The organism is Pseudomonas putida, from assembly GCF_030159595.1.
GTDB classification, from domain to species: domain Bacteria; phylum Pseudomonadota; class Gammaproteobacteria; order Pseudomonadales; family Pseudomonadaceae; genus Aquipseudomonas; species Aquipseudomonas putida_AC.
In genome coordinates this window covers 55,559-81,084 of sequence record NZ_BSKJ01000008.1, presented here as the reverse complement: position 1 = coordinate 81,084, position 25,526 = coordinate 55,559, and the positions used below count along the sequence as shown (strand labels likewise).

23 protein-coding genes are annotated in these 25,526 nt (G+C 62.1%); 15 read left to right on the top strand and 8 right to left on the bottom strand.

The window, feature by feature from the left end; genetic code table 11:
- Position 1: 1 nt before the first annotated feature.
- The 5 genes from ssuD to QQL85_RS18430 form a co-directional block, all read right to left on the bottom strand.
- Positions 2 to 1,150 (bottom strand): FMNH2-dependent alkanesulfonate monooxygenase, encoded by a 1,149-nt coding sequence (gene ssuD, locus QQL85_RS18450; protein WP_284355382.1) that lies wholly within the window; start codon positions 1,148 to 1,150, stop codon positions 2 to 4.
- Positions 1,151 to 1,209: 59 nt separating this feature from the next.
- Positions 1,210 to 2,175: a sulfonate ABC transporter substrate-binding protein gene (locus QQL85_RS18445; RefSeq protein ID WP_284355381.1), complete on the bottom strand. Its 966-nt coding sequence runs from the start codon at positions 2,173 to 2,175 to the stop codon at positions 1,210 to 1,212.
- An 84-nt stretch (positions 2,176 to 2,259) separates the two neighbouring features.
- Entirely contained in the window at positions 2,260 to 2,853 is a 594-nt protein-coding gene (ssuE, locus tag QQL85_RS18440; RefSeq protein WP_284355380.1) for an NADPH-dependent FMN reductase, read from the bottom strand.
- 198 nt (positions 2,854 to 3,051) lie between these two features.
- Positions 3,052 to 3,690 carry a peroxiredoxin gene (locus QQL85_RS18435; protein ID WP_016497546.1) on the bottom strand — a complete coding sequence of 213 codons (639 nt, stop codon included), beginning with the start codon at positions 3,688 to 3,690 and terminating at the stop codon, positions 3,052 to 3,054.
- 165 nt (positions 3,691 to 3,855) lie between these two features.
- Positions 3,856 to 5,184, bottom strand: a complete 1,329-nt coding sequence (locus tag QQL85_RS18430) for an OprD family porin (protein ID WP_284355379.1) — start codon at positions 5,182 to 5,184, stop codon at positions 3,856 to 3,858.
- A 498-nt stretch (positions 5,185 to 5,682) separates the two neighbouring features.
- On the opposite strand from QQL85_RS18430, the gene tauA reads away from it, so the two are divergent.
- The 4 genes from tauA to tauD are packed head-to-tail and all read left to right on the top strand — an operon-like array spanning position 5,683 to position 9,174.
- A complete protein-coding gene (tauA, locus tag QQL85_RS18425; protein WP_284355378.1) occupies positions 5,683 to 6,654 on the top strand; it encodes a taurine ABC transporter substrate-binding protein in 972 nt (323 codons plus the stop codon).
- Positions 6,655 to 6,667: 13 nt separating this feature from the next.
- Positions 6,668 to 7,456 carry a taurine ABC transporter ATP-binding subunit gene (gene tauB / locus QQL85_RS18420; protein ID WP_016497543.1) on the top strand — a complete coding sequence of 263 codons (789 nt, stop codon included), beginning with the start codon at positions 6,668 to 6,670 and terminating at the stop codon, positions 7,454 to 7,456.
- Positions 7,453 to 8,292 carry a taurine ABC transporter permease TauC gene (gene tauC, locus QQL85_RS18415; RefSeq protein WP_284355377.1) on the top strand — a complete coding sequence of 280 codons (840 nt, stop codon included), beginning with the start codon at positions 7,453 to 7,455 and terminating at the stop codon, positions 8,290 to 8,292. Before tauB ends, tauC begins: the two co-directional genes overlap by 4 nt.
- 48 nt (positions 8,293 to 8,340) lie before the next feature.
- Positions 8,341 to 9,174: a taurine dioxygenase gene (gene tauD / locus QQL85_RS18410; protein ID WP_284355376.1), complete on the top strand. Its 834-nt coding sequence runs from the start codon at positions 8,341 to 8,343 to the stop codon at positions 9,172 to 9,174.
- A 71-nt stretch (positions 9,175 to 9,245) separates the two neighbouring features.
- Here the strand turns inward: tauD and betT are convergent, their stop codons facing one another.
- Together betT and epsC are read right to left on the bottom strand one after the other, a co-directional pair.
- Positions 9,246 to 11,207 carry a choline transporter BetT gene (gene betT, locus QQL85_RS18405; protein ID WP_284355543.1) on the bottom strand — a complete coding sequence of 654 codons (1,962 nt, stop codon included), beginning with the start codon at positions 11,205 to 11,207 and terminating at the stop codon, positions 9,246 to 9,248.
- Between the two features lie 334 nt (positions 11,208 to 11,541).
- Positions 11,542 to 12,474: a serine O-acetyltransferase EpsC gene (gene epsC / locus QQL85_RS18400; protein ID WP_284355375.1), complete on the bottom strand. Its 933-nt coding sequence runs from the start codon at positions 12,472 to 12,474 to the stop codon at positions 11,542 to 11,544.
- A 308-nt stretch (positions 12,475 to 12,782) separates the two neighbouring features.
- On the opposite strand from epsC, the gene tcyJ reads away from it, so the two are divergent.
- The 11 genes from tcyJ to QQL85_RS18345 all read left to right on the top strand — a co-directional run bounded on the left by tcyJ (position 12,783) and on the right by QQL85_RS18345 (position 23,518).
- On the top strand, positions 12,783 to 13,577 hold the full coding sequence (tcyJ, locus tag QQL85_RS18395; protein WP_284355374.1) for a cystine ABC transporter substrate-binding protein: 795 nt from the start codon (positions 12,783 to 12,785) through the stop codon (positions 13,575 to 13,577).
- Positions 13,574 to 14,242, top strand: a complete 669-nt coding sequence (gene tcyL / locus QQL85_RS18390; protein ID WP_284355373.1) for a cystine ABC transporter permease — start codon at positions 13,574 to 13,576, stop codon at positions 14,240 to 14,242. The genes tcyJ and tcyL overlap by 4 nt, the downstream gene beginning before the upstream one ends.
- A gap of 2 nt (positions 14,243 to 14,244) precedes the next feature.
- Positions 14,245 to 15,003: an L-cystine ABC transporter ATP-binding protein TcyN gene (gene tcyN, locus QQL85_RS18385; RefSeq protein ID WP_016497536.1), complete on the top strand. Its 759-nt coding sequence runs from the start codon at positions 14,245 to 14,247 to the stop codon at positions 15,001 to 15,003.
- Positions 15,004 to 15,329: 326 nt separating this feature from the next.
- On the top strand, positions 15,330 to 16,571 hold the full coding sequence (locus tag QQL85_RS18380; protein WP_284355372.1) for an SfnB family sulfur acquisition oxidoreductase: 1,242 nt from the start codon (positions 15,330 to 15,332) through the stop codon (positions 16,569 to 16,571).
- Positions 16,572 to 16,712: 141 nt separating this feature from the next.
- A complete protein-coding gene (locus tag QQL85_RS18375) occupies positions 16,713 to 17,894 on the top strand; it encodes an SfnB family sulfur acquisition oxidoreductase (RefSeq protein ID WP_284355371.1) in 1,182 nt (393 codons plus the stop codon).
- A complete protein-coding gene (locus tag QQL85_RS18370) occupies positions 17,894 to 19,285 on the top strand; it encodes an LLM class flavin-dependent oxidoreductase (protein ID WP_284355370.1) in 1,392 nt (463 codons plus the stop codon). Before QQL85_RS18375 ends, QQL85_RS18370 begins: the two co-directional genes overlap by 1 nt.
- Positions 19,278 to 20,078, top strand: coding sequence for a MetQ/NlpA family ABC transporter substrate-binding protein (locus tag QQL85_RS18365; RefSeq protein ID WP_284355369.1), 801 nt, complete (start codon positions 19,278 to 19,280; stop codon positions 20,076 to 20,078). Before QQL85_RS18370 ends, QQL85_RS18365 begins: the two co-directional genes overlap by 8 nt.
- Position 20,079: 1 nt before the next feature.
- Positions 20,080 to 21,189 carry a methionine ABC transporter ATP-binding protein gene (locus tag QQL85_RS18360; protein WP_284355368.1) on the top strand — a complete coding sequence of 370 codons (1,110 nt, stop codon included), beginning with the start codon at positions 20,080 to 20,082 and terminating at the stop codon, positions 21,187 to 21,189.
- Positions 21,179 to 21,823 carry a methionine ABC transporter permease gene (locus QQL85_RS18355; protein ID WP_008096606.1) on the top strand — a complete coding sequence of 215 codons (645 nt, stop codon included), beginning with the start codon at positions 21,179 to 21,181 and terminating at the stop codon, positions 21,821 to 21,823. The genes QQL85_RS18360 and QQL85_RS18355 overlap by 11 nt, the downstream gene beginning before the upstream one ends.
- 220 nt (positions 21,824 to 22,043) lie before the next feature.
- The gene (locus QQL85_RS18350; RefSeq protein ID WP_284355367.1) at positions 22,044 to 22,271 is read left to right on the top strand and encodes a helix-turn-helix domain-containing protein; all 228 of its coding nucleotides are present in this window, start codon (positions 22,044 to 22,046) and stop codon (positions 22,269 to 22,271) included.
- The gene (locus QQL85_RS18345) at positions 22,268 to 23,518 is read left to right on the top strand and encodes a HipA domain-containing protein (RefSeq protein WP_284355366.1); all 1,251 of its coding nucleotides are present in this window, start codon (positions 22,268 to 22,270) and stop codon (positions 23,516 to 23,518) included. The genes QQL85_RS18350 and QQL85_RS18345 overlap by 4 nt, the downstream gene beginning before the upstream one ends.
- A gap of 7 nt (positions 23,519 to 23,525) precedes the next feature.
- Here the strand turns inward: QQL85_RS18345 and dibA are convergent, their stop codons facing one another.
- The gene (dibA, locus tag QQL85_RS18340) at positions 23,526 to 25,421 is read right to left on the bottom strand and encodes a phosphodiesterase DibA (protein ID WP_284355365.1); all 1,896 of its coding nucleotides are present in this window, start codon (positions 25,419 to 25,421) and stop codon (positions 23,526 to 23,528) included.
- Between the last annotated feature and the right edge of the window lie 105 nt (positions 25,422 to 25,526).

The following is a 25,526-nucleotide window of genomic DNA, read 5'->3' as shown; positions in this document are numbered from 1 at the left end:
CTCAGCTCTGCGACACGGACTTGGGCAGGATATCGTTGGCCACCATCTCGCCGAACGGGCTGACATAGCCGCCCGTTTTCGGTTGCTCCGGACGGTTTACGTCGAGGTGCGGGAACAGCAGTTCAGCCACGCGATAAGACTCTTCCAGGTGTGGATAACCCGAGAAGATGAAGGTATCGATGCCCAGATCGGCATACTCCTTGACCCGAGCCGCTACAGTCGGGCCATCGCCCACCAGTGCGGTACCGGCACCACCACGGACCAGGCCAACACCCGCCCACAGGTTGGGGCTGACTTCCAGGTTGTCACGGTTGCCGCCGTGCAGGGCAGCCATGCGCTGCTGGCCCACAGAGTCAAAGCGCGCCAGCGAGGCCTGGGCACGGGCGATGGTGTCATCGTCCAGGTGCGAGATCAGCTTGTCGGCGGCGGCCCAGGCTTCTTCGTTGGTTTCCCGCACGATCACATGCAGGCGGATGCCAAAGCGCACCTCGCGGCCTTGGGCGGCAGCTTTCTCGCGCACCTGGGCAATTTTTTCAGCGACCGCACTCGGCGGCTCGCCCCAGGTCAGGTACAGCTCGACCTGCTCGGCGGCCAGGTCCTGTGCCGCTTCGGACGAACCACCGAAGTACAGCGGCGGACGCGGCTGCTGGATTGGCGGGTAGAGCAGCTTGGCGCCCTTCACCTGGATGTGCTTGCCGTCGTAATCGACGTTTTCACCTTCCAGCACTTTGCGCCAGATACGGGTGAATTCGACCGAGGCTTCGTAGCGTTCTTCATGGCTCAGATGCAGGCCATCACCGGCCAGTTCGTCCGGGTCGCCACCCGTCACCAGGTTGAACAGCGCACGGCCATTGGACAGGCGGTCCAGCGTTGCCGCCTGGCGTGCTGCCACGGTTGGCGAAATGATGCCTGGGCGCAGGGCTACCAGAAATTTCAGACGTTGCGTCACAGGGATCAACGACGCGGCCACCAGCCAGGAATCCTCGCAGGAGCGGCCGGTGGGGATCAGCACGCCACCGAAGCCGAGGCGGTCGGCGGCCTGGGCGATCTGCTGCAGGTAACCGTGGTCGACCGCACGTGCGCCGTCGGAAGTGCCCAGGTACTTGCCGTCACCGTGGGTTGGGAGGAACCAGAAAATGTTAAGGCTCATTGGAGTTGTCTCCTCAGGGTGGCTCAAGCCAGGGCGGCGCCCCGGCACAGGCGAATCAATCAAGGCGCGCTAGCGACCTTGGCCGGGGGTGTCCAGATCACATCCTTGATGCTCAGCGGCTTGGGTATCAGCTTGAGCGCCTGGAAGGTGTCGGCGATCTTCTGTTGCGCGGCCACTACCTCAGGGGTAAGCGGCGCAGCACCGTAGCCTTGGCGTTTGACCGAGGTCAGGGTGATGTCGGCGGGCAGGCCGAGCAGCGGGGCGACCTGATCGGTCACTTCCTGCGGGTTGGCCTGGGACCACTCGCCCACGGCGCGCACTTCTTCGATCAGGGTGCTGATCACTGCCGGGTGCTGGGTCGCGTAGTTGCGGGTGGCAAGGTAGAACTGGTGGTTGTCGACCAGGCCCTTGCCGTCACGCAAGGTGCGGGCCTGCAACTGCTGTTCGGCGGCGGCCTGATACGGGTCCCAGATTACCCAGGCGTCCACGCTGCCCCGCTCGAAGGCGGCGCGAGCATCGGCTGGCGGCAGGTAGACGGGCTGGATGTCGCTGTACTTCAGACCGGCGTCTTCCAGGGCACGGACCAAAAGGTAGTGAACGTTGGAGCCTTTGTTGAGGACGACTTTCTTGCCCTTCAGGTCTTTCACCGACTGGATCGGCGAACCCTTCGGCACCAGGATCGCCTCGCTGTGTGGTGCTGGCGGCTCGTAGGCCACATAGAGCAAGTCGGCCCCGGCGGCCTGGGCAAATACGGGCGGGGTCTCGCCGGTCACGCCAAAATCGATGGAGCCGACGTTCAGCCCTTCAAGCAGCTGCGGGCCGCCGGGGAACTCGGTCCACTGCACCTGCACGCCCTGCTCGGCCAGGCGCTTTTCCAGCGTGCCCTTGGCTTTGAGCAGCACCAGGGTGCCGTATTTCTGATAACCGATACGCAGGCTTTCGGCTTGGGCTTGGGTGATGGCGCCGAAGGACACAGCCGCCGCAAACAGGGCGACCAGACCACGACGCAAGAAGACTGTGCGCATGGCGCTCTCCTGTACGTTTGGGTTCGGGTTGCACCTGCTTGCCTCGTTATCGGGCGAGTAAGGTGGTGAAGCGGGTTGGGCCGGTCAGATGCTCCAGCGAGCGCTGATCAGGCGTTCATTCAGTAAACCAGGGGCCACGGGGCGCGGCCGACGGGCCAAGGCAACGTGGAAGGTTTCCAGCGAGTCCAGCAGGCGCTCTTCCAGCGCCGGTACCAGCTGCGCAGGCTTTGAGCCTTCTGCATAAGCAACCTGGCTGTCGTCGGCAAAGATCCCTTGCAGGGTCTCTTGTGCCTTGAGTGCCGACAGCACGGGTTTCAATGCGTAATCCACCGCCAGCATGTGGGCGATGCTGCCGCCTGTAGCGATCGGCAACACGATCTTGTGTGCCAGGGCGCGTTCGGGCAGCAGGTCGAGCAACGTTTTCAGCGCACCGGCAAACGAAGCCTTGTACACCGGGGTGGAAACGATCAGGCCATCAGCCTGGGCTACCAACTGCTGGAAGTGCTGCACCTGCGGGCTGTCGAAACGGGCATGCAGCAGGTCTTCGGCGGGGAAGTCACGTACCTGGAACGTCACTACTTCGACGCCACGGTTCTGTAGCCACTGGCGCGAACGCTCGAGTAGCACGCCGGAGCGTGAGCGAGGACTTGGGCTACCACCGATTGATACGACCAGCATTGCAGCGCTTCCTTGTGTTCGGTTAGAGGTGACATTAACAGCTGGCATATATATCTAGAAATCATATTTTTTCATTTGTTTATTCCACTTTTATCTTTACCTCAAGGTCCTCTTCGCGGTTTCTGCAGGCATAAAAAAGGGCCGTCGAAACGGCCCGAAAATCCCTGCTTGGCTAAGAGCAATGCAACGAGGAATCCATTAACGATTGGGCTGAGGCGTCAGCCGCAGGTAGGGTTTTACCGCCCGGTAACCTTTCGGGAAGCGCTGCTTGATCTCTTCCTCATCTTTGAGCGAAGGCACGATCACCACCTCGTCACCGTCCTGCCAGTTACCTGGTGTGGCGACCTTGTGGTTGTCGGTCAGTTGCAGCGAGTCGATCACCCGCAGGATTTCATTGAAATTGCGCCCGGTACTGGCCGGATAGGTGATGGTCAGGCGCACCTTCTTGTTCGGGTCGATGACAAACAGCGAGCGCACCGTCAGGGTGTCGCTGGCGTTCGGGTGGATCAGGTCGTACAGGTCGGACACCTTGCGGTCGGCGTCAGCGATGATCGGGAAATTGACCACGGTGTTCTGGGTCTCGTTGATGTCCTCGATCCACTTATGGTGCGAGTCCACCGGGTCTACCGACAGAGCGATGGCCTTGACCCCGCGCTTGGCGAAATCGTCCTTGAGCTTGGCGGTCAGGCCCAGCTCGGTGGTGCACACCGGGGTAAAGTCGGCCGGATGGGAGAACAACACCCCCCAGCTGTTGCCCAGCCACTCGTGGAAGCGGATCTTGCCTTCGCTGGAATCCTGTTCGAAATCGGGGGCGATATCGCCGAGTTTGAGGCTCATGGGCTGCGGCTCCTTGGCTGGGTTCTGTACCGTATGGGTTCAATGTGCCTGCATTCGATTAAAAACAAAAAGAATAAATAACGATTTATTTATAACCGTAATGCATACGAATTTGCAGGCACAAAAAAGCCTCGCACTAGGCGAGGCTTCTTGTTCAGCTACGGCTTACAGGAAGTTGTAAGTGTAGTTGAAGATCAGACGGGTCTGATCCTGGTCAGCCAGCGAGCTGGTGCCGGTGCCACGGTATACGCCGTGACGCAGGCTGGCGCCCAGGCCCTTGAAGGTGCCTTCCTGGATAACGTAGTCGACGCGAGCGTCACGTTCCCATTCGCTGAAGGTACCGTTGCCGTTGGCGTTCTTGCCGTCTTCACCTTTCAGGTAGGCAACCGAGGCTTTCAGGCCCGGAACGCCCAGGCGAGCGAAGTCGTAGGCGTACTGGCCGAAGGTGGTGTTTTCACCCGCCTTGGCGAACTGGTTGATCATGCTGTCGGTGAACAGGTAGAAGCTCGAACCGCCGGCGCCTTCGTTGCGGCCGTTGCCGTCAACTACGTTGCCTTGGTTCAGCCAGACGAAACCACCGTCGTCATTGACGCGCTGGTGGCCGAGCATCAGCGAGTGGCCACCCAGGGTGTAGGTGAACATCGCGGACCAGGTCTTGTTGTCGACCTCGCCAGCGTTCTTGGCAAAACCACCGTTGTTGCTGAAGCGGTAGCCGGCCTCACCGTTCTTGCCGTCGCTGCTGCTGTCGAAGTAGCGCAGGTCGGTCTTGAACGACTGGTCGTCAGCGATCTTGAACACATGGGTCGCGCCCAGGAAGTGCTGCTTGTAGAAGTCTTCCAGGTTCGAGTAGTAGTACTGCAGGGTCAGGTCTGGCGTGAGCTTGTAGTCCAGGCCGCCGTAACGGAACTTGTTGCTGTCCTGGGTAGCACCGGCTACCGACAGGCCGGTACGGTTGCTCGAAGCACGGCCCATGGCGTGGGTCAGCTGACCGGCGTTGATGGTCAGGTTGTCGATTTCCTTCGACTGGATGGTGCCACCCTCGAAGGTTTGCGGCAGCAGACGGCCATCGTTGGAGACCAGGATCGGCAGGTTCGGCGCCAGGGCGCTACCGTAGTGAACTTCGGTCTTCGAGAAGCGCGCCTTGGCGTTGGCGCCAACGCGAGCCCACTGGCTTTCAGCAGAGCCGTCGCTGTCGCTCGGGAAGAAGCTGCTGTTGTCTGGGTGCTTGCCACGGCCGCCATCCAGGTGGATACCCCACAGGGCCTGGGCATCGACACCGAAACCAACGGTGCCTTCAGTGAAGCCGGAGATGTAGTCGAGCTTGAAGCCCTGACCCGATTCGCGGTTGTCAGCGCCGCCGTCACGGTTGTCGTTGTTGAAGTACATGGTGCGCGAGCTGAGCGACAGTTTGCTGTCTTCAACGAAACCGGCAGCGCCTGCTTGTTGGGCGAGAACCCCCAGTGCCACGGCCAGAGCCAGGCTGGACTTGTACATAATTTGCTCCTCTACGTTCTAATTCTTGTGTATCTCTGGCGGCGGGGTCTTCTGCCCCGCTCACCGTGGATTGGCGATTTAGTCCCAAAGCGTGACCAGTAAGTCAATCGTTTCTAAACGTTTCGCGACTTTGGTCTAAGGCGCCACCTGCGCTACAGGATAATGACAATCCTATAAATCCAAAATGACCGTTTTATGAATTTGTAAGATTTTTACGGAATATGTTAGGAACCTTTACTGCCATTCGTTGTAGCAGCAACGCCATTCATAACGTTTGGTTATTTGCAAACGTTTGCTCATAACCTAATTCCGTATCGTTCTATAGGGACGAAAAAGCCTAGCAGGTGCCTCGACATTCGCCATTGAGGGTAATCACCGATCCTGGGCTTAAAGCATTTGGCTCCTAAGCTAATGCAAAAAAGTTATTTATTTTAGAATTCTTAGATCATTTAGTCTTCTCGCCATCCATCACACCGATTGCCTGACGAGAGGTTCACCATGATCCCGCACGCTCCGCTGCGCCTGTTCGCCGCCCTGACCCTCGCCAGCACCAGCTGGTTTGCCCAGGCTGCCGACCTGACCGTGGCCTACCAGACCACCGTCGACCCGGCCAAAGTGGCGCAGGTGGACGGCGACTACGAAAAAGCCAGCAAGGCCAGCATCGACTGGCGCAAATTCGATAACGGTGCTGACGTGATCACTGCTGTGGCCAGCGGCGACGTGCAAATCGGCTACCTGGGGTCCAGCCCGCTGGCCGCCGCCGCCACCCGCAAGCTACCCGTCGAGACTTTCCTTATCGCCACCCAGATTGGCGCCGGTGAAGCACTGGTCGCCCGCGACAGCATCAAGACCCCGCAAGACCTGGTTGGCAAGAAGGTCGCCGTGCCGTTCGTGTCCACCGGCCATTACAGCCTGCTGGCCGCCCTCAAGAGCTGGAATATCGACCCGTCCAAGGTACAGATCCTCAACCTTGCACCACCGGCCATCATTGCCGCCTGGAAGCGTGGCGACATCGACGCCACCTATGTGTGGGACCCGGCCCTGGGCGTAGCCAAGGAAAACGGCAAGGTATTGATCACCTCGGGCGAACTGGCCCAGAAAGGCGCCCCCACCTTCGATGCCTGGATCGTGCGCAAGGACTTCGCCGAGAAGCACCCGGATGTGGTCAAGGCCTTTGCCAAAGTCACCCTGGACGCCTACGCCGACTACCGCAAGGACCCGAAAGCCTGGCTGGCCGATAAGGGCAACGTAGACAAGCTGGTGAAACTGTCCGGCGCCAAGGCCAGCGACATTCCGGTGCTGCTGGAGGGCAATGTCTACCCACTGGCCGCAGACCAGGCGAATGCCCTGGGCGCGCCGACCACCCAGGCACTGACCGACACGGCCAATTTCCTCAAGCAGCAAGGCAAGGTCGACGCCGTACTGCCGGACTACTCGCCGTACGTCAGCGCCAAGTTCCTTCCAAACTGATCCGGAGCCCGTCATGGCCTTGCTCGAGCTGGAGCGCATCAGCGCACAGTACCCTGGCGCCAGCACCCCGGTGCTGGCCGACATCAACCTGAGCCTGGGGCCACGCCAGCTGCTGGTGGCCCTGGGGCCTTCCGGCAGCGGCAAGACTTCGCTGCTCAACCTGATCGCCGGCTTTGTCGCCCCCAGCGGCGGGCGCATCACCCTCGACGGCGTACCGGTGCAGGGCCCGGGTGCCGAGCGCGGTGTGGTGTTCCAGGACGATGCCCTGCTGCCATGGCAAAACGTGCTGGGCAATGTCGCCTTCGGCCTCGAGTTGGCCGGCGTACCCCGCGCCCAGCGTGAGGCCAAGGCGCGTGAAATGCTCGCCCTCGTCGACCTCGATGGCTTCGGCGAGCGGCGTATCTGGCAACTGTCCGGTGGCCAGAAGCAGCGCGTAGGCCTGGCCCGCGCACTGGCGGCCGACCCACGCGTATTGCTGATGGATGAACCGTTCGGCGCCCTCGACGCGTTCACCCGCGAGCAGATGCAGGAACTGCTGCTGCAGGTCTGGCAACGCACCGCCAAGCCGGTGTTCCTGATTACCCACGACATCGAAGAAGCGGTGTTTCTCGCCAGCGAGCTGGTACTGCTGGCACCCAACCCGGGACGTGTAGTGGAGCGCTTGCAATTGGACTTCGGCCAGCGCTATGCCGCTGGCGAATCGGCCCGGGCCATCAAGTCCGACCCCGCCTTCATCGAAACCCGCGAGCATGTGCTGGCGCGGGTGTTCTCCCAACGCCAAAGCCTGCAGGAGCGCGCATGAGTAGCCTGGACCTGCCGGTCGCCGGCAAACACAACGCCCAAACCCGGCCAGCCGCCAAGCCGCGCCGGCCACTGTCCACCCGCTGGATCAGCACCCTGACCCTGGCCAGCCTGTTGCTGGTCTGGTGGCTGGTGACGGCCGCCGGCTGGATCGAGCCCCTGTTCCTGCCATCGCCCGGCGACATCCTGGCCAGGGCCTGGACCCTGCTCACCCAAGGCTACATGGATGCCAGCCTGTGGCAGCACCTGGGCGCCAGCCTGGGCCGTATCGGCCTGGCGCTGGTCGCCGCGACCCTGACCGCGATCCCGGTCGGCATCGCCATCGGCTACAACCGTGTAGCCCGGGGCATCCTTGACCCGCTGATCGAGTTCTACCGGCCTATTCCGCCGCTGGCCTACCTGCCGCTGATCGTCATCTGGTGCGGCATCGGCGAGCTGTCGAAAGTGCTGCTGATCTACTTGGCGATCTTCGCCCCGATCGCCATTGCCACCGCCACCGGCGTGCGTACGGTCGACCCGGCCAAGCTGCGGGCGGCGCAGTCACTGGGCGCCAGCAAGGTTCAGCTGATCCGCCATGTGATCCTGCCCAGCGCGCTGCCAGACATCCTCACCGGCATCCGTATCGGCCTGGGTGTCGGCTGGTCGACCCTGGTGGCCGCCGAGCTGATTGCCGCCACCAGCGGCCTGGGCTTCATGGTGCAGTCGGCGGCGCAGTTCCTGGTTACCGATGTGGTGGTGCTGGGCATCCTGTTGATTGCGCTGATCGCCTTCGCCCTGGAAATGAGCCTGCGTGCCCTGCAACGCAAACTGGTGCCCTGGCATGGGCAGAGCCACTGATTGCCGACTGACCACGCCGGCAGCCCGGCGCCTAGAACGAGAAAAGACATGAGCCTGACCGTTACCCCCCTTAGCCCGGCCCTCGGCGCTCAGATCAGTGGCGTGGACATCAGCCGCGAGATCACGACCGAACAGCGCGACGCCATCGAACAGGCGCTGCTCAAGCATCAGGTGCTGTTCTTCCGCGACCAGCCGATCAACCCGGAGCAGCAGGCGCGCTTCGCCGCCCGCTTTGGCGACCTGCACATTCACCCGATCTACCCCAACGTGCCGGAAACCCCGCAGGTGCTGGTGCTCGACACGGCGGTTACCGATGTACGTGACAACGCCGTGTGGCACACCGACGTGACCTTCTTGCCGACCCCGGCACTGGGCGCGGTGCTCAGCGCCAAGCAGTTGCCTGCTTACGGTGGCGATACCCTGTGGGCCAGCGGCATTGCGGCCTTCGAGGCCTTGTCGGCGCCGCTGCGTGAGATGCTTGACGGGCTGACCGCCACCCACGATTTCACCAAGTCGTTCCCGCTGGAGCGCTTTGGCACCACGCCGGAAGACCTGGCGCGCTGGGAGGCGACCCGGCGCAACAACCCGCCACTGTCGCACCCGGTGGTGCGCACGCATCCGGTGAGCGGGCGCAAGGCGTTGTTCGTCAATGAAGGGTTCACTACGCGCATCAATGAGCTGAGCGAACTGGAAAGCGATGCGCTGCTGAGGCTGCTGTTTGCCCATGCGACGCGACCAGAGTTCAGCATTCGCTGGCGCTGGCAGGAGAATGACGTGGCGTTCTGGGACAACCGCGTGACCCAGCACTTCGCGGTGGATGATTACCGACCGAACCGGCGGGTGATGCACCGGGCGACCATCCTGGGGGATGCGCCTTTCTGAAAATTGATGCGGCCTGTGCCGGCCTCTTCGCGGGACAAGCCCGCGAAGAGGCCGGCACAGCCAACGACTATCTAGCGAACCAGATGCAGGTACTGCATGTGCCGTTCGTACTGGTCGAGGATGTCGTTGATGATCTGCTCCTTGCTGTAGCCCACCAGGTCATAGTTCTGGCTGCCTTCGCTCAGGTGCACTTCCGCCCGGTAATAACGGCGGTTTTTCAGATCCTGCGTCCCCAGCCCACCCAGGGCAAACGACGGCGTGAAGTAGCCACGCATCTGCACCTGGTAAATGAACGGCTGCTCCTCGCCATGGCCAATCTTCAGGCTGACGTTGTCGTGGCTCGGGTCATCCTGGGTAATCAGTACCAGGCCCTTTTGCTCGAACACCTCACGCACCTCGGCAATTGCCGGGCGCACCACGTCATCCATGAAGCGGTACACCTCATCGCGCGACGGGAAGTGCACAGCCTGACTCAAGCGCTGGCGCCAGCCGCCACGGCCGCGACGTGACTGGGCAAACGGGGCCAGCGAGTGCATCTGCGCGATCTGCCGTTGCGACTCCAGGTAGAACGCCTTGTGCAGCCCCCACATCATGCACAGCAGAATCAGCGAGAACGGCAACGAGGTCAGCACCACCGCCGACTTCAGCGAATCGATGCTGCCCGCGAACAACAGTGCACTGGTGATCAGCGCGGTCATCGCGCCCCAGAAAATGCGCAGCCAGTTCGGCCCATCCTCATCGGCTTCACCCCCCTTGGCCGACAGGGTCGACAACACCACGGTGCCCGAGTCGGCCGAGGTCACGAAGAACACGAAGCTGATGAACACCGTCGTGGCGATCACCGCCTTGCTCCAGGGGTAGGTCTCCAGCAGCAGGTAAAGGCTCATCGACGGGTTGTCCAGGGCCGACTGGCCGAGGGCAGTCATGCCGTGGTTGATGACCTGGTCCAGGGCGCTGTTGCCGAAGATCGACATCCACGCCAGGGTGAAGCCCAGCGGGATCAGCAGCACACCGAAGACGAACTCGCGAATGGTGCGGCCACGCGAGATACGGGCGATGAACAGGCCCACGAAGGGCGCCCAGGCAATCCACCACGCCCAGTAGAACACTGTCCAGCCGCCCAGCCAGTCACGGTTTTCACCGTAGGCATACACATCGAAGCTCTTGCGCGGCAAGGCGCCCAGGTAGTCACCCAGGTTCTGGATCAATGTGTTGAACAGGTGCTGGGTTGGCCCGGCGAACAACACGAACAACAACAGCGCACAGGCCAGGAACAGGTTGATGTCGCTCATCACCCGCACGCCCTTCTCTACCCCGGCAACGGCCACGGCAACCGCCGCGCCCATCATCAGGGTGATGAGGATCACCTGCACCCACTGGCTGTGGCTGATGCCGAACAGGTAATCCAGGCCGGCATTCAGGTGCAGCACACCAAAGCCCATGTCGGCACCCAGGCCGAACACCGTGGCGATGATGCCGAAGCCATCGACCGCGTAGCCGATCGGCCCATTGATGCGCTTGCCGATCAGCGGGTACAGCGCCGAACGCAACGCCAGCGGCAGGTTATGCCGGTAGGCGAAGTAGGCCAGTGCCATGCCGACGAAGGCGAACACGCCCCAGCCATGCAGGCCCCAGTGCAGGAACAGGATCTGCATCGCCTGGCGCCCAGCCTCGGCCGTGCCCGCTTCGCCTTGGGGCGGCTGCAGCATGTGGGTTAACGGTTCGGACACGCAGAAGAAGAACAGGGTAATGCTGATGCCAGCGGCAAACAGCATGCCGGCCCACGACAGGTAACTGAACTCGGGTTCGTCGTGGTCGGCACCGAGCTTGATCTTGCCGTAGCCGGACAAGGCGGTGACCACCACGAAGACCAGGTACAGCGTCATCGCCAGCATGTAGTACCAGCCGACCGTGTTGGCCGCCCAGTTCTGCGCCGCCAGCAACCAGTCACCTGCGGCTTGCGGGTTGGAAATGACTACCAGGCCAAAAATGAGGATGAAACTTGCCGCAAAATAGAACACCGGAGGGTTCATGCGGATCTTGCCATTGGCAAGTGAAGGGGTCGGTGCACTCATGGGGTATGCACCTCGTCAAATGACGTAAGGTTCGGAATGAACGGGTTCAGCAAAGGAATCCTCCTGTTGAACACCGGCAGCGGACCAGCGTTTTCTTCATTGAACAAGCGTTCAAGTTAAACATGGATCGAATTTCAATGCGAACCGGGGCGCTGATTGGCGCCTTCCTGTGCCGGCCTCTTCGCGGGTAAACCCGCTCCCACAGGGGCCTCACAGATCCTGAAACCTGTGCAGTACCTGTGGGAGCGGGTTTACCCGCGAAGAGGCCGGCGCAGGCCACACAAATGCTAGATCAATTCTTGTCCTGGCAATCCAGTTGCAGGTTGGCCTGGGTAATGTTGCTTTCAGCCGGCACACTGCGGGTCAACCACACATTGCCGCCAATGGTCGAACCCTTGCCGATGGTAATGCGCCCCAGCACCGTGGCCCCGGCGTAGATCACCACATCGTCCTCGACAATCGGGTGACGCGGCAGGCCTTTGTGCAGGGTCCCCGACTCATCGCTCGGGAAGCGCTTGGCGCCCAGGGTCACTGCCTGGTAGATGCGCACGCGCTCGCCAATGATCGCGGTTTCGCCAATCACCACACCGGTACCATGGTCGATGAAGAAGCTCGGGCCAATCTGCGCGCCAGGGTGAATGTCGATACCGGTGGCCGAATGCGCCAGCTCCGAACTGATGCGCGCCAGCAGCGGCAAGCCGGCCTGATACAGGTGGTGCGCCAGGCGGTGGTGGATGATCGCCAGGATGCCCGGGTAGCACAGCAGCACTTCATCCACGCTGCGCGCCGCCGGGTCGCCGTGGTAGGCGGCCAGCACGTCGGTATCGAGCAGCACCCGCAATTCCGGCAGCGCAGCAGCAAAGCCCTGGATCAGCTTCAACGCATGGGCATCGACGCTGGCCAGCTCAGCCTTGCTTTGCCGGGCGGCATAGCGCAATTCCAGACGCGCCTGGGTGAGCAAGGCGGTCAGCGCGGCATCCAGGGTATGGCCAACGTAGAAGTCTTCACTCTCCTCGCGCAGGTCCACAGGCCCAAGGCGCATGGGGAACAGCGCGCCGCACAGTTGTTCCAGAATCTGCCGCATCGCCTCGCGCGACGGTAGCTCACGCCCGCCCTGCTCGCCAATACTGCGGCCATTGCGGGTGCGCCATTGCTCACGGGCGCCGCGCAGGCCGGTGACGATGCTCTGCAACTGCCAGTGCGCGGATGAAGGTTGTTCGCTCACGGTTTTCTCCTGCCGTATAGGCCATCTCATGTTGTCGCCAGGCCCGCGAAGAGGCCGGGCCTGCCTGCATGCGATCCACTCTACGGCAAATCAGCCCCTTGGAAAAAACAACGCTTTATTCCATCCTGCGCTAAGTCAGGCATAAGCCGCGATGACGGCGTGGGCATCCTCGCCTACCCTCAAAGCAGCCATTCCCTGGCACCAATCAAAATGGAAATAACAAAATAATTTTTTAGTATTTCCTGGCCTAAGCAGCCAACCCTATAGTCGCCACCTCACTACTTACACAACAAGCGCGGGGCTCTGACATGTCGAAATTCGCCAAACCGCTACTCAACGCTACCCTGGCCCTTCTGCTGGGTACCGGCCTGCTCAGCCAGGCCTTCGCCGGCGAGCAGCTGAAAACCATCCAGGAAAAAGGCGTGATCAACGTCGGCCTGGAAGGCACCTACCCACCGTTCAGCTTCCAGGACGAGAACGGCAAGCTGACCGGCTTCGAAGTGGAGCTGTCCGAGTTGCTGGCCAAGGAGCTGGGAGTCAAGGCCAAGGTCCAGCCGACCAAATGGGACGGCATCCTCGCTGCCCTGGAGTCCAAGCGACTGGACGTGGTGATCAACCAGGTGACCATTTCCGAAGAGCGCAAGAAGAAGTATGACTTCTCCGAGCCCTACACCATCTCTGGTATCCAGGCGCTGATCCTGAAGAAGAAGGCCGAGCAGCTGAACATTCACAAGGCCGCCGACCTGGCCGGCAAGAAAGTGGGCGTGGGCCTGGGCACCAACTACGAGCAGTGGGTGAAAAAGGACGTGCCGCAAGCCGATGTACGCACCTATGAAGACGACCCGAGCAAGTTCGCCGACCTGCGCAACGGCCGCATCGACGCCATCCTGATCGACCGCCTGGCCGCACTGGAGTACGCGCAAAAGGCCAAGGACACGGAACTGGCCGGCGATGCCTTCTCGCGCCTGGAAAGCGGCGTGGCCCTGCGCAAGGGCGAGCCTGAACTGCTGGCGGCCATCAACAAGGCCATCGACAAGCTCAAGGCTGACGGCACGCTGGCCAAGCTGTCCGAGAAATACTTCGGTGCCGATGTCACCAAATGATCGCTGAAAGCCTGCAACTCGTTGTCGACTCCACGCCCTTCCTGCTGAAGGGCGCGGGTTATACAGTGCTGCTCAGTGTCGGCGGCATGTTCTTCGGCCTGCTGCTGGGCTTTGCCCTGGCGCTCATGCGGCTGTCGAAGATTTTGCCGCTGAACTGGCTGGCGCGGATCTATGTGTCGTTCTTCCGCGGCACGCCGCTGCTGGTGCAGCTTTTCGTGATCTATTTCGGCATGCCGCAGATCGGCATCGAACTCGACCCCATCCCCGCTTCGCTGATCGGCTTGTCGCTAAACATGGCGGCCTACATCTGCGAAATCCTGCGTGCAGCGATTTCCTCGATCGACCGCGGCCAGTGGGAAGCAGCTGCCAGTATCGGCATGACCCGCGTCCAGGCCATGCGCCGGGCGATCCTGCCACAAGCCTTGCGTACCGCCCTGCCACCGTTGGGCAACAGCTTCATTTCGCTGGTCAAGGACACCGCCCTGGCGGCGACCATCCAGGTGCCCGAGCTGTTCCGCCAGGCGCAGCTGATTACCGCACGCACCTTCGAAGTGTTCACCATGTATGTGGCGGTGGCGGTCATCTACTGGGTGCTGTGCAGCATCCTCGCGCACTTCCAGAACCGCATGGAAGCGCGGGTCAACCAGCATGACCAGGAGCACTGAGCATGATTGAAGTCAAAGGCCTGACCAAGCGGTTCAAGGGCCAGACCGTGCTCAACGGTATCGACCTGACCGTACAGCCCGGCGAAGTGGTGGCCATCATCGGCCCCAGCGGCTCGGGCAAGACCACCTTTTTGCGCTGCCTCAACCTGCTGGAAACGCCCGATGCCGGGCAGATCAAGATCGGCGCCATCAGCATCGATGCCAACCGCCCGCTGGGTGGCCAGCAAAGTGCGATACGCCGCTTGCGCCAGCAGGCCGGGTTCGTGTTCCAGAACTTCAACCTGTTCCCGCACCGCACCGCCCTGGAGAACGTGATCGAGGGGCCGGTGATCGTCAAGAAGACGCCCCGCGAGCAAGCCATCGAGCTGGGGCGGCGCCTGATGGCCAAGGTTGGCCTGGCAGGCAAGGAAGACGCCTACCCCCGGCGCCTGTCAGGTGGCCAGCAGCAACGGGTGGCGATCGCCCGCGCCCTGGCCATGGAGCCGGAGGTGATCCTGTTCGACGAACCCACCTCAGCACTGGACCCGGAGCTGGTGGGTGAAGTACTGGCGACCATCCGCGGCCTGGCCGAGGAGAAGCGCACGATGATCATCGTCACCCACGAGATGAGCTTTGCCCGGGACGTGGCGAACCGGGTGATCTTCTTCGACAAGGGCGTGATCGTGGAACAGGGTGAGGCCAAGGCGCTGTTTGCGGCGCCGAAGGAAGAGCGCACCCGGCAGTTCTTGCGCAAGTTCCTGGGTACTGCCGCCTCCGAGTAAACCTGTTACGGCCTCTTCGCGGGCAAGCCCGCTCCCACAGGAACCTCACCGCTTTCAAGGCTGGTGGGGATCCTGTGGGAGCGGGCTTGCCCGCGAAAGGGCCGGTACATCCCCAGCAAATCCCTCCTTCTATACATATTCCAAAGAGTTAGTTCATAAACTTTTTATAAAGCATTAGGGTATATAAACCGGACCACCGGACCAGCACACATTTGTCGCGACCAGCTGTAGCGACACAACTTTTTTGTGAGGTCAGGAATGGTCAGGATCACAATCACCCCAGTGCGTAACGCCAGGGCATTGAGTGCAGCCAAGGAGCGGTACTGATGTCCAGCCAGCCAAACACCCAATTCCACAGCGATCTCGACAGCTCGCCCCTGCTGCTGCCGGCCAGGGTACTGCGCAACGACGCCGAAGCCCTGCAAGCGGCCCGCGAACTGGCCGAGGTCGCCCGCGAGCAGGCCGCCCGCCGCGACCAGCAACGCAAGCTGCCATGGGCCGAGATCGAGCTGTTCACCCGCAGCGGCCTGGGCAGCATCAGCGTACCCAAGGCCCACGGCGGCCCCGACGTGTCGTTCGAAACCGTCGCCGAAGTGTTCCGCCTGATCAGCGCCGCCGACCCGGCCCTGGGGCAGATCCCGCAGAACCAGTTCGGCATGCTGCAACTGATTCGCCTGACGGCCACCGAGGCGCAACAGGCGCTGATCTTCCGCAGCGTGCTCGACGGCTGGCGCATCGGCAATGCCGGGCCTGAGCGCGGCACCAAGGACACCCTCACGCTCAAGGCCCGGATCACTCGTGCTGGCGACAGCTATCGCATCAGCGGCGAGAAGTTCTATTCCACCGGCGCCCTGTTCGCCCACTGGGTGGCGGTCAAGGCACTGGACGACGAAGGCCGCCAGCGCTTGGCGTTCGTACGCCGTGGCAGCCCGGGGCTGCGCATCGTCGATGACTGGTCCGGGTTCGGCCAGCGCACCACCGCCAGCGGCACCGTACTGCTCGACCAGGTGCCGGTAGACGCGGAACTGGTGATCGACAACTGGCGTCAGCGCGATATCCCCAACATCCAGGGCGCAGCTTCGCAGCTGATCCAGGCGGCGATCGACGCCGGCATTGCCAAAGCAGCGATCGATGATGCGATCACGTTCGTGCGCGAAAAGTCCCGCCCGTGGATTGAAGCCAACGTGGACCGCGCCAGCGACGATCCCTATGTGATCGCCGACATCGGCCGGCTGAAGCTTGAGCTGCACGCTGCCGAAGCGCTGCTGCGCAAGGCTGCGCGAGTGCTCGATGAGGTCAATGCCGCGCCAATCGATGCAGCCAGCGCGGCACGGGCATCGATTGCGGTGGCCGAGGCCAAGGTGCTGACCACCGAAATTTCCCTGCAGGCCAGCGAGAAGCTGTTCGAGCTGGCCGGCAGCCGAGCCACCCTTGCCGAGTTCAACCTCGACCGCCACTGGCGCAATGCCCGGGTGCACACCCTGCACGACCCGGTGCGCTGGAAGTATCACGCGGTGGGCGCGTACCACCTCAACGGCACCCTGCCTGCGCGGCATTCCTGGATCTGATTTGCTGCCTTTGGGGCTGCTGCGCAGCCCTTCGCGGGCTTGCCCGCTCCCACAGGATTACCACTACCTGAACGGGTATCACTTTACCTGTGGGAGCGGGCAAGCCCGCGAAGGGCCGCAAAGCGGCCCCCGGAGAACACTATGACAATCGCTATCATCACCAGCGACACCCAAGCCCTGGCCGTCGCCGAAGACATCGCCCAGCAACTGCGCCGCGACAGCGCCCTGCGCGACCGCGAACGCCGCCTGCCGCACGCCGAACTGGAGCTGTTCACCCGCTCCGGCCTGTGGGCCATCAGCGTGCCCAAGGCTTTCGGCGGCGCCGGCGTGTCCAACGTCACCCTGGCCAAGGTCATCGCCCGCATCGCCCAGGCCGACGGCTCGCTCGGGCAGATCCCGCAAAACCATTTCTACGGCCTTGAAGTGCTGCGGGTAAACGGCACCCCCGAGCAACAACGCCGCCTGTATGCCGAAGTACTGGCAGGTAATCGCTTCGGCAACGCCTTGGCCGAACTGGGTACCAAGACCGCCAACGAACGCACCACCCGCCTGAGCCGTGACGGTGACGGTTTCCGCATCAACGGCCGCAAGTTCTATTCCACTGGCGCGATCTACGCCCAGCGCATTCCTACCTCGGTCGTCGATGAACAAGGCGTGCAGCAGCTGGCCTTCGTCCCGGCCGACAGCCAGGGCCTGCAGGTGATCGACGACTGGAGCGGTTTCGGCCAGCGCACCACCGGCAGTGGCTCGGTGGTGTTCGACAACGTGTACGTCAGCGCTGCCGACGTCGTGCCGTTCCAGAGCGCCTTCGAGCGCCCTACCCCGGTCGGCCCGCTGGCGCAGATCCTTCATGCCGCCATCGACACCGGTATCGCCCGTGCCGCGTACGAAGATGCCCTGCACTTTGTGCGCACCCGCAGCCGCCCGTGGGTCGACTCCGGCCTGGACAAAGCCACGGACGACCCGCTGACCCTCAAAAGCTTCGGCCACCTGGCAATCCGCCTGCACGCCGCCGAGGCCCTGCTGGAACGCGCCGGTGAATACCTCGACCGCGCCCGCGACGACAGCACCGCCGACAATGTGGCCGCCGCCTCCATCGCCGTGGCCGAAGCACGGGCCATCAGCACCGAGATTTCCCTTGCCGCCGGTACCGCCCTGTTCGAACTGGGCGGCAGCCAGGCCACCCTGGCCGAACACAACCTCGACCGCCACTGGCGCAACGCCCGCGTGCACACCCTGCACGACCCGGTGCGCTGGAAGTACCACGCCATCGGCAACTACTACCTCAATGATGCCAACCCGCCACGCCGGGGGACCCTCTGATGGCCAGACAGATTCTGCTCAATGCCTTCAACATGAACTGCATCGGGCACATCAACCACGGCCTGTGGACCCACCCACGGGACACCTCGACCCAGTACAAAACCCTGGACTACTGGACCAACCTGGCGCGCCTGCTGGAGCGCGGCCTGTTCGACGGGCTGTTCATCGCCGACATCGTCGGCACCTACGACATCTACGGCCAGTCGCTGGACGTCACCCTCAAGGAGTCGATCCAGCTGCCGGTCAACGACCCGCTGCTGCTGGTTTCGGCCATGGCCGCGGTCACCCGTAATCTTGGTTTCGGCCTTACCGCCAACCTCACCTACGAGGCGCCGTACCTGTTCGCCCGGCGCCTTTCCACCCTCGACCACCTGAGCAATGGCCGGGTGGGCTGGAACATCGTCACCGGCTACCTCGACAGCGCCGCCCGGGCCATGGGCCTGACGCAGCAACCGGAGCATGACCGCCGCTACGACCAGGCCGACGAATACCTGCAAGTGCTGTACAAGCTGCTGGAGGGCAGCTGGGCCGACGATGCCGTGGTCGCCGATCGCGAGCAGCGCGTCTACGCCCGGCCCGACAAGGTGCGCAAGGTCAGCCACCACGGCGAGTTCTACAACGTCGAAGGCTATCACCTGAGCGAACCCTCGCCGCAGCGCACCCCGGTGCTGTTCCAGGCCGGCAGCTCGCAACGCGGCCTGGCCTTTGCCGGCAATCATGCCGAATGCGTATTCATCAGTGGCCAGGACAAGGCCGCCACCCGCGCTCAGGTCGACAAGGTGCGTGCTGCTGCACAAGCGGCCGGCCGCGACCCGCAGGCGGTCAAGGTGTTCATGGGTATCACGGTGATCGTCGCCGCCACCGAGCAAGAAGCCCAGGCCAAGCATGCCGAGTACTTGCGCCATGCCAGCCCTGAAGCTGGCGTCGCGCACTTCGCTGCATCCACCGGCATCGACTTTGCGACCTATGAGCTGGACGAGCCAATCGGCTTCAGCCAGGGCAACGCCATCCAGTCCGCCACGCGCCAGTTGCAGGACAACGCCTGGACCCGCCGCCGTCTGCTTGAACAGCACGCCCTCGGTGGCCGCTATGTAACCTTGGTCGGCTCACCTGACCTGGTGGCTGAGCAGTTGATCGCGTGGATCGATGAAACCGGCCTGGACGGTTTCAACCTGACCCGCACCGTCACCCCGGAAAGCTTTGAAGACTTCATCGACCTGGTCATCCCGCAACTGCAGCAGCGTGGCCGCTACAAGACGGCCTACGCCGAAGGCACCCTGCGCGAGAAGCTGTTCCAGGCCGACCACCCGCACCTGCCCGCCGATCACCCGGGCTCGACTTACCGCTTTACCCCAACCCCTGCCCCGACTGGAGCCCTGCACCATGCTTGAGAAACTGTTCCGGCCCGTCGCGGCCATTGCCCTCACACTGGGCCTGTCCGCCAGTGCCCTGGCTGCCGAACCGCTGAAGATCGGCACCACCTCAGCCTTTGCCATTCCGCTGGAGGCCGCGGTGGAAGAAGCGCACAAGCAAGGCCTGGAAGTGAAGCTGATCGAATTCAGCGACTGGATCGCGCCCAACGTCAGCCTCAATAGCGGCGACATCGACGTGAACTACTTCCAGCACATCCCGTTCCTGGAAAACGCCAAGGCTGCTGCCGGCTTCAACCTCGTGCCTTACGCGTCGGGCATCATCAACAACGTTGGCCTGTACTCGAAAAAGTACAAAAGCTTCGCCGACCTGCCAGAAGGCGCCAGCGTGGCCATCGCCAACGACCCGATCAACAGCGGCCGTGGCCTGCAACTGCTGGCCAAGGCCGGCCTGATCACGCTGAAGCCAGGCGTTGGCTACAAGGCCACCGAGGACGACATCGTCGCCAACCCGAAAAAGCTGAAAATCCTTCAGGTCGAGGCGGTTCAGCTGGTCCGCGCTTACGATGACGCCGACCTGGTGCAGGGTTACCCGGCCTACATCCGCCTGGCCAACAGCTTCGACGCAGGCTCTGCGCTGCTGTTCGACGGCCTGGAGAACAAGGAATACGTGATCCAGTTCGTCATTCGCCCACAGAGCAAGGACGACCCGCGCCTGGCCAAGTTCGTTGACATCTACCAGCACTCGCCAGCCGTGCGTGCAGCGCTCGACAAAGCCCACGGCAAGCTCTACCAAGCCGGCTGGGAAGGCTGACATGAGCCAGGCCAGCGCGCTCAGGGCGCCTACCCCCCAACCATTGCCGCCAACGGTCAAGGAACAGGCCCTGCGCCCGGAGGTCAATGAAGCCCATGTGCGCTTCATCGGCCTGGGCAAGACCTACCCTGGCCAGGCACAACCGGCCTTGCAAGGCATCGACCTGAACATCCGCCATGGCGAGATCTTCGGCATCATCGGCCGCAGCGGCGCAGGCAAGTCATCGCTGCTGCGCACCATCAACCGCCTGGAGCAACCCAGCCAGGGCCGGGTACTGATCGATCAGGTGGACATCGCCCCCTTCGACGAAGACCACCTGGTGGCGCTGCGCCGGCGCATCGGCATGATCTTCCAGCACTTCAACCTGATGTCGGCCAAGACCGTGTGGCAGAACGTCGAGCTGCCGTTGAAAGTGGCCGGCGTGGCCAAGGCCGAGCGCCAGCGCAAGGTGCGTGAACTGCTGGAGCTGGTTGGCCTGCAGGAAAAGCACCATGTATACCCGGCGCAGCTGTCCGGCGGGCAAAAGCAACGCGTGGGCATTGCCCGGGCGCTGGTGCACGACCCCGAGATCCTGCTGTGCGACGAGGCCACCTCGGCGCTGGACCCGGAAACCACTGCCTCGATCCTTGAGCTGCTGCGCGACATCAACCAGCGCCTGCGCCTGACTATCGTGCTGATCACCCACGAAATGGCGGTGATCCGTGATATCTGCCAGCGGGTGGTCGTGCTGGAGCGCGGCGAAGTGGTCGAGCAGGGCGAAGTCTGGCGGGTGTTCGGCGCTCCCCGCCACGAGGTCACCCGCACCCTCCTTGCGCCGTTGCAGGCCAGGTTGCCTACCGCACTGCAAGCCAGCTTGCGGGCTAGCCCGGTGAGCCGCGAAAGCGCTGTGGTGTTGAAACTGACGGTGTTGGGCGAGCCCGAGCTGTCTGCCCTGTTCAACGACCTGGGTGGGCGCGTGCGCCTGCTGCAAGGCGGTGTGGAAACCATTGGCGAACATGCCTTGGGGCAACTGATCCTGTCGGTGCAACACTCGCCACACGACACCCATCAACTGCTGGAACGTGCCCGTCGCTGGGCCGAGGACGTGGAGGTACTGGGCCATGTGGTTTGATCGCCTGCTGGAAGGCTTGCTCGATACCCTGCTGATGGTCGGCGTGTCGTCGCTGATCGCCCTGCTGGTAGGGGTGCCGATGGCGGTGCTGTTGGTCACCAGCGACAAGGGCGGGATCTTCGAGGCGCCGCTGCTGAACAGGGTGCTGGGCGCCTTCGTCAACCTGTTCCGCTCGATCCCGTTCCTGATCCTGATGGTCGCGCTGATCCCCTTCACCCGCCTGGTGGTAGGCACCACCTACGGCGTGTGGGCGGCAGTGGTACCGCTGACCATTGCCGCCACACCGTTCTTTGCGCGGATTGCCGAGGTCAGCCTGCGCGAAGTCGACCATGGATTGGTTGAAGCCGCACAAGCCATGGGCTGCCGGCGTTGGCACATCGTCTGGCATGTGCTGTTGCCCGAGGCGCTGCCGGGCATCGTCGGCGGCTTCACCATTACCCTGGTGACCCTGATCAACTCCTCGGCCATGGCCGGAGCGATTGGTGCAGGCGGGTTGGGAGATATCGCCTACCGGTACGGCTACCAGCGTTTCGACAGCCAGATCATGCTGACCGTGATCGCCATGTTGGTGGCGTTGGTGGCGTTGATCCAGCTGGGCGGGGACCGCTTGGCGAAGGGCTTGAACAAGCGTTGAATCATACGGGCCACACCGTGGCCCCAGCCTGTAAGCTCTAAAACTTACTTTAGCTTTCTAGCTTGCATTCGCCATTGTGGACCATAACGAAACCATCATTTCGTTTTTCACTGAAATAATATGCTCGGCCATAAAAACTAAGAAATATTTTATTTTTCCTTGAATGCTCGTTATCCAGCACCATAATCGAAGGTATCGTTTCGAATGTGGCAGAGCATCCATGGGCACCCTCACGCAAGTTAAAACCCCTGCTGACGTGGGTAACACAGTCCGTCAGGTCCGTAAGAGACAGGAAATCACTCAAACAGATCTGGCGCTCATCGTCGGTAAAAGCCATGTTTTGCTCAGAGATATCGAACAAGGCAAAGGCAGTGTTTCTCTCGCAAGCGTGCTGCAGGTAATGCAGGAACTGGGCATACGCCTCTATGTAGATGTCCCTGACCAATGAGAAGCCTCGACGTCATCATCAACAGCCAGCATGTGGCAACGCTCAGCGACAATGCCGGCGTCTGGAGCCTCGGCTATACCAGCGAATGGGAGGCTAGCCCTGAAAGCTACGATCTTTCCCCTGCACTGCCTAGACATAAAGGTACCCTCACGGATACCTCATCATCGCGTCCCGTGCAGTGGTTCTTCGACAACCTGCTCCCGGAAGAGCAAGCACGCGCTTTACTGGCAAACGATGCGAAAGTCGAGTTCGCGGACGCTTTTGGCTTATTGAGTTACTACGGCTCCGAGTCAGCAGGTGCAATCACCTTGCTACCCGATGGGCGACTGCCACAAGCGAGCGGTTTACAGCCGCTCTCGCATGCGCAACTGAGTGAGCGTATCCGTCACCTCCCTCGTGTTGCCCTGACAACCGGGGCACCAAAGCGTATGTCGCTGGCCGGGGCGCAACACAAGCTTCCCATCGTCATGATGGAGGACTCGCTCTTCGAGCCCATAGGCAGTACACCGTCCACCCATATCCTCAAACCGGACCACCCCCACCGCGACCTGTACGACGCGACCTCGGTAAACGAGTGGTTTGTGATGAACATTGCGGGTGCGGTAGGTCTCGATGTTCCAGATGTGACCATTCGACGTGTACCTGAGGCGACCTACCTGATCGAGCGCTTCGACCGGCGACGGGTTCATGACCAGCTTGAGCGAATACATGTTCTGGATGCCTGCCAACTGCTCACACTGGACAAAAGCTTCAAGTATCAGCAAGCGACTACCGCAACATTGCAGAAGGTTCTAGGCCTTGTCCGGAATGTAGCCCAGACACGGATACAGTTATTCAAATGGCTGGTTTTCAACATTCTGGTAGGCAACAACGATGCACATTTGAAGAACCTGTCATTCTTTGTGCGCCCGAACGCTTACCAGTTGGCACCGCACTACGACCTGCTATGCACTGCCGTCTATGGGGATTCAGCTGCGCCGTGGCTAGACGCAGAGCTGGTCTGGAAACCTGAGGGCATCCGAACCCATGCCGAAGTCACCAAGGCCAGCGTCATCAGCCTTGGAGAGGCCATTGGCGTTCGGCCACTCCTTGCTCAGAAGATCATCGGTACGTTGGTTCCGGGCGTTGAAAATGCAGCTCGAGCGCTGCTGGACAAACATGCAGACAGCTGGAATGCCGGCGAATGCAGGCTTGTCCGGCGTATCGTGCATGGCGTGATTCGCGATATGACTCAAAGAATGCGTTGAGGGCACCTCAATCCCAGCGAAGATCCCCAGCCGGCACCGGCCGCCCGAACCAATAGCCCTGCCCCAGCTGACACTGCTCTTGCAGCAAGAAGCTGGCCTGCTCGGCCTGCTCGATACCCTCGGCATGCACCTGCATACCCATGCTGTGGGCCAGGGCGATGATCACCCGCACGATCGCGATGTCGTCTTCATCATGCGGCAAGCCAGCCACGAAACCTTGGTCGATTTTCAGCTTCTGCACCGGCAAACGCTTGAGCCGCAACAGCGACGAATACCCGGTGCCAAAGTCATCGATGGCCAAGGTCACCCCCAGCTCACGCAAACGGTGCAGCTGCTCCAGTGCCACTTCAGGGTCTTCCATCACCGCGCTTTCGGTCACTTCGAGCTCCAACAGCGCCGGGGCCAGGCCCGTCTCGTGCAGCACCTCGGCCACCTGCCGGTACAACTCGTGCTGGCCAAACAGGCGGCTGGAGATGTTTACCGCCACGAACTCCAGCTGCCGGCCTTCCGCCTGCCATTGCACCATTTGCCGGCAGGCCTGACGCAGCACCCAGGTATCGATCTCGGCAATCAGCCCGGTGCGCTCGGCAATCGGGATGAACTCGCCCGGCGGCACCAGGCCGCGCTGGGGGTGCTGCCAGCGCACCAACGTTTCGACCCCGACCTGCCGGCCTGAAGCCAAGTCATGTACCGGCTGGAAGTACACCCGCAGCTCATCCTGCTCCAGGGCCCGTCGTAACTCACCGGCGGTCTCTACCCGGTGCTGGGCGTGGGCGGTCAGCTCTTCGGTGTACAGTGCATAACAGGCCCGCCCGTTGCTCTTGGCTTTGAACAGCGCCGAATCGGCATTGCGCAGCAGTTGCTCGGCACTCAAGGCATCGCTGGGGAACAGGCTGATGCCCGCGCTGACACTGATGAACAGGCGATGGCCATCGAACTGGAACGGCTCACGCATACGCTCGATGATGCACTGCGCCAGCTTGCCCGCTTGGCCAACCTGCTGGCAGCTCTCCGCCAGCACGCCAAATTCGTCGCCGCCCAGGCGTGCCAGGGTCACGCCTGCGCCAAGTACCTCGCCCAGGCGTTCGCCCACCAGTTTCAGCAACTGGTCGCCGATGGTGTGGCCCAGGCCATCGTTGATGCTCTGGAAATGGTCCAGGTCCAGCAGCAACAAGGCACAACCACGCTTATTGGCCTGGGCAGCTGCCAAGGCTTGCTCGACCCGGTCGGTGAAGAGCAGGCGGTTGGGCAGACCGGTGAGCGGGTCGTGGTGAGCCAGGTAGGCCAGTTCCCGCTCCGAATGCTTGATCGCGCTGATGTCACTGAACACCGCCACATAATGGCTCAGCTCACCTTCGTCGTCGCGGATGGCGCAAATGGTCTGCCATTGCGGGTAGATCTCGCCGCTCTTGCGCCGGTTCCAGATTTCGCCGCTCCACTCACCCTTCTCGGCAAGAGTGGCGAAGATCTGCTCGTAGAAGGCCAGGCCATGGCGGCCGGATTTGAACTTGTTCGGGCGCTGGCCGATGACCTCGTCCTGCTGGTAGCCGGTGATGCGCATGAACGCACGGTTGACGTGCACGATCAGGCCCTGGCGATCGGTGACCAGCACCCCTTCGAGTGTGCTGTCGAACACCGCAGCCGCCATGCGCAGCCGTTCACGGTCTTCGCAACGCAAGCGGGCGCCATGGCCGATGAAGTTGAGCAGGCGCACGCGCGACACATAAATCAGCAAAGCACTGAACAGCACCCACAGCACCACATTGATCTGCCGCCCCACGGTCAATGCAAGGGGGTCGTCAGTCATGCCGTGCAGCACCACCTCGGCCAGCACCAGCCAGAGGATCGAGAGCACCACATACAGCGCAGCCATGCGCAAGGCGTCGCGAACGGAAACAGACATGTCGGGTGGGATAGCCCATCAAAAATAATGGGGCAGTATAAAGGCTGAAACATGTCGTGACCTCCTATCTGAACGGGTGACTGGTTTTATTTCCCTCCCGAGGGA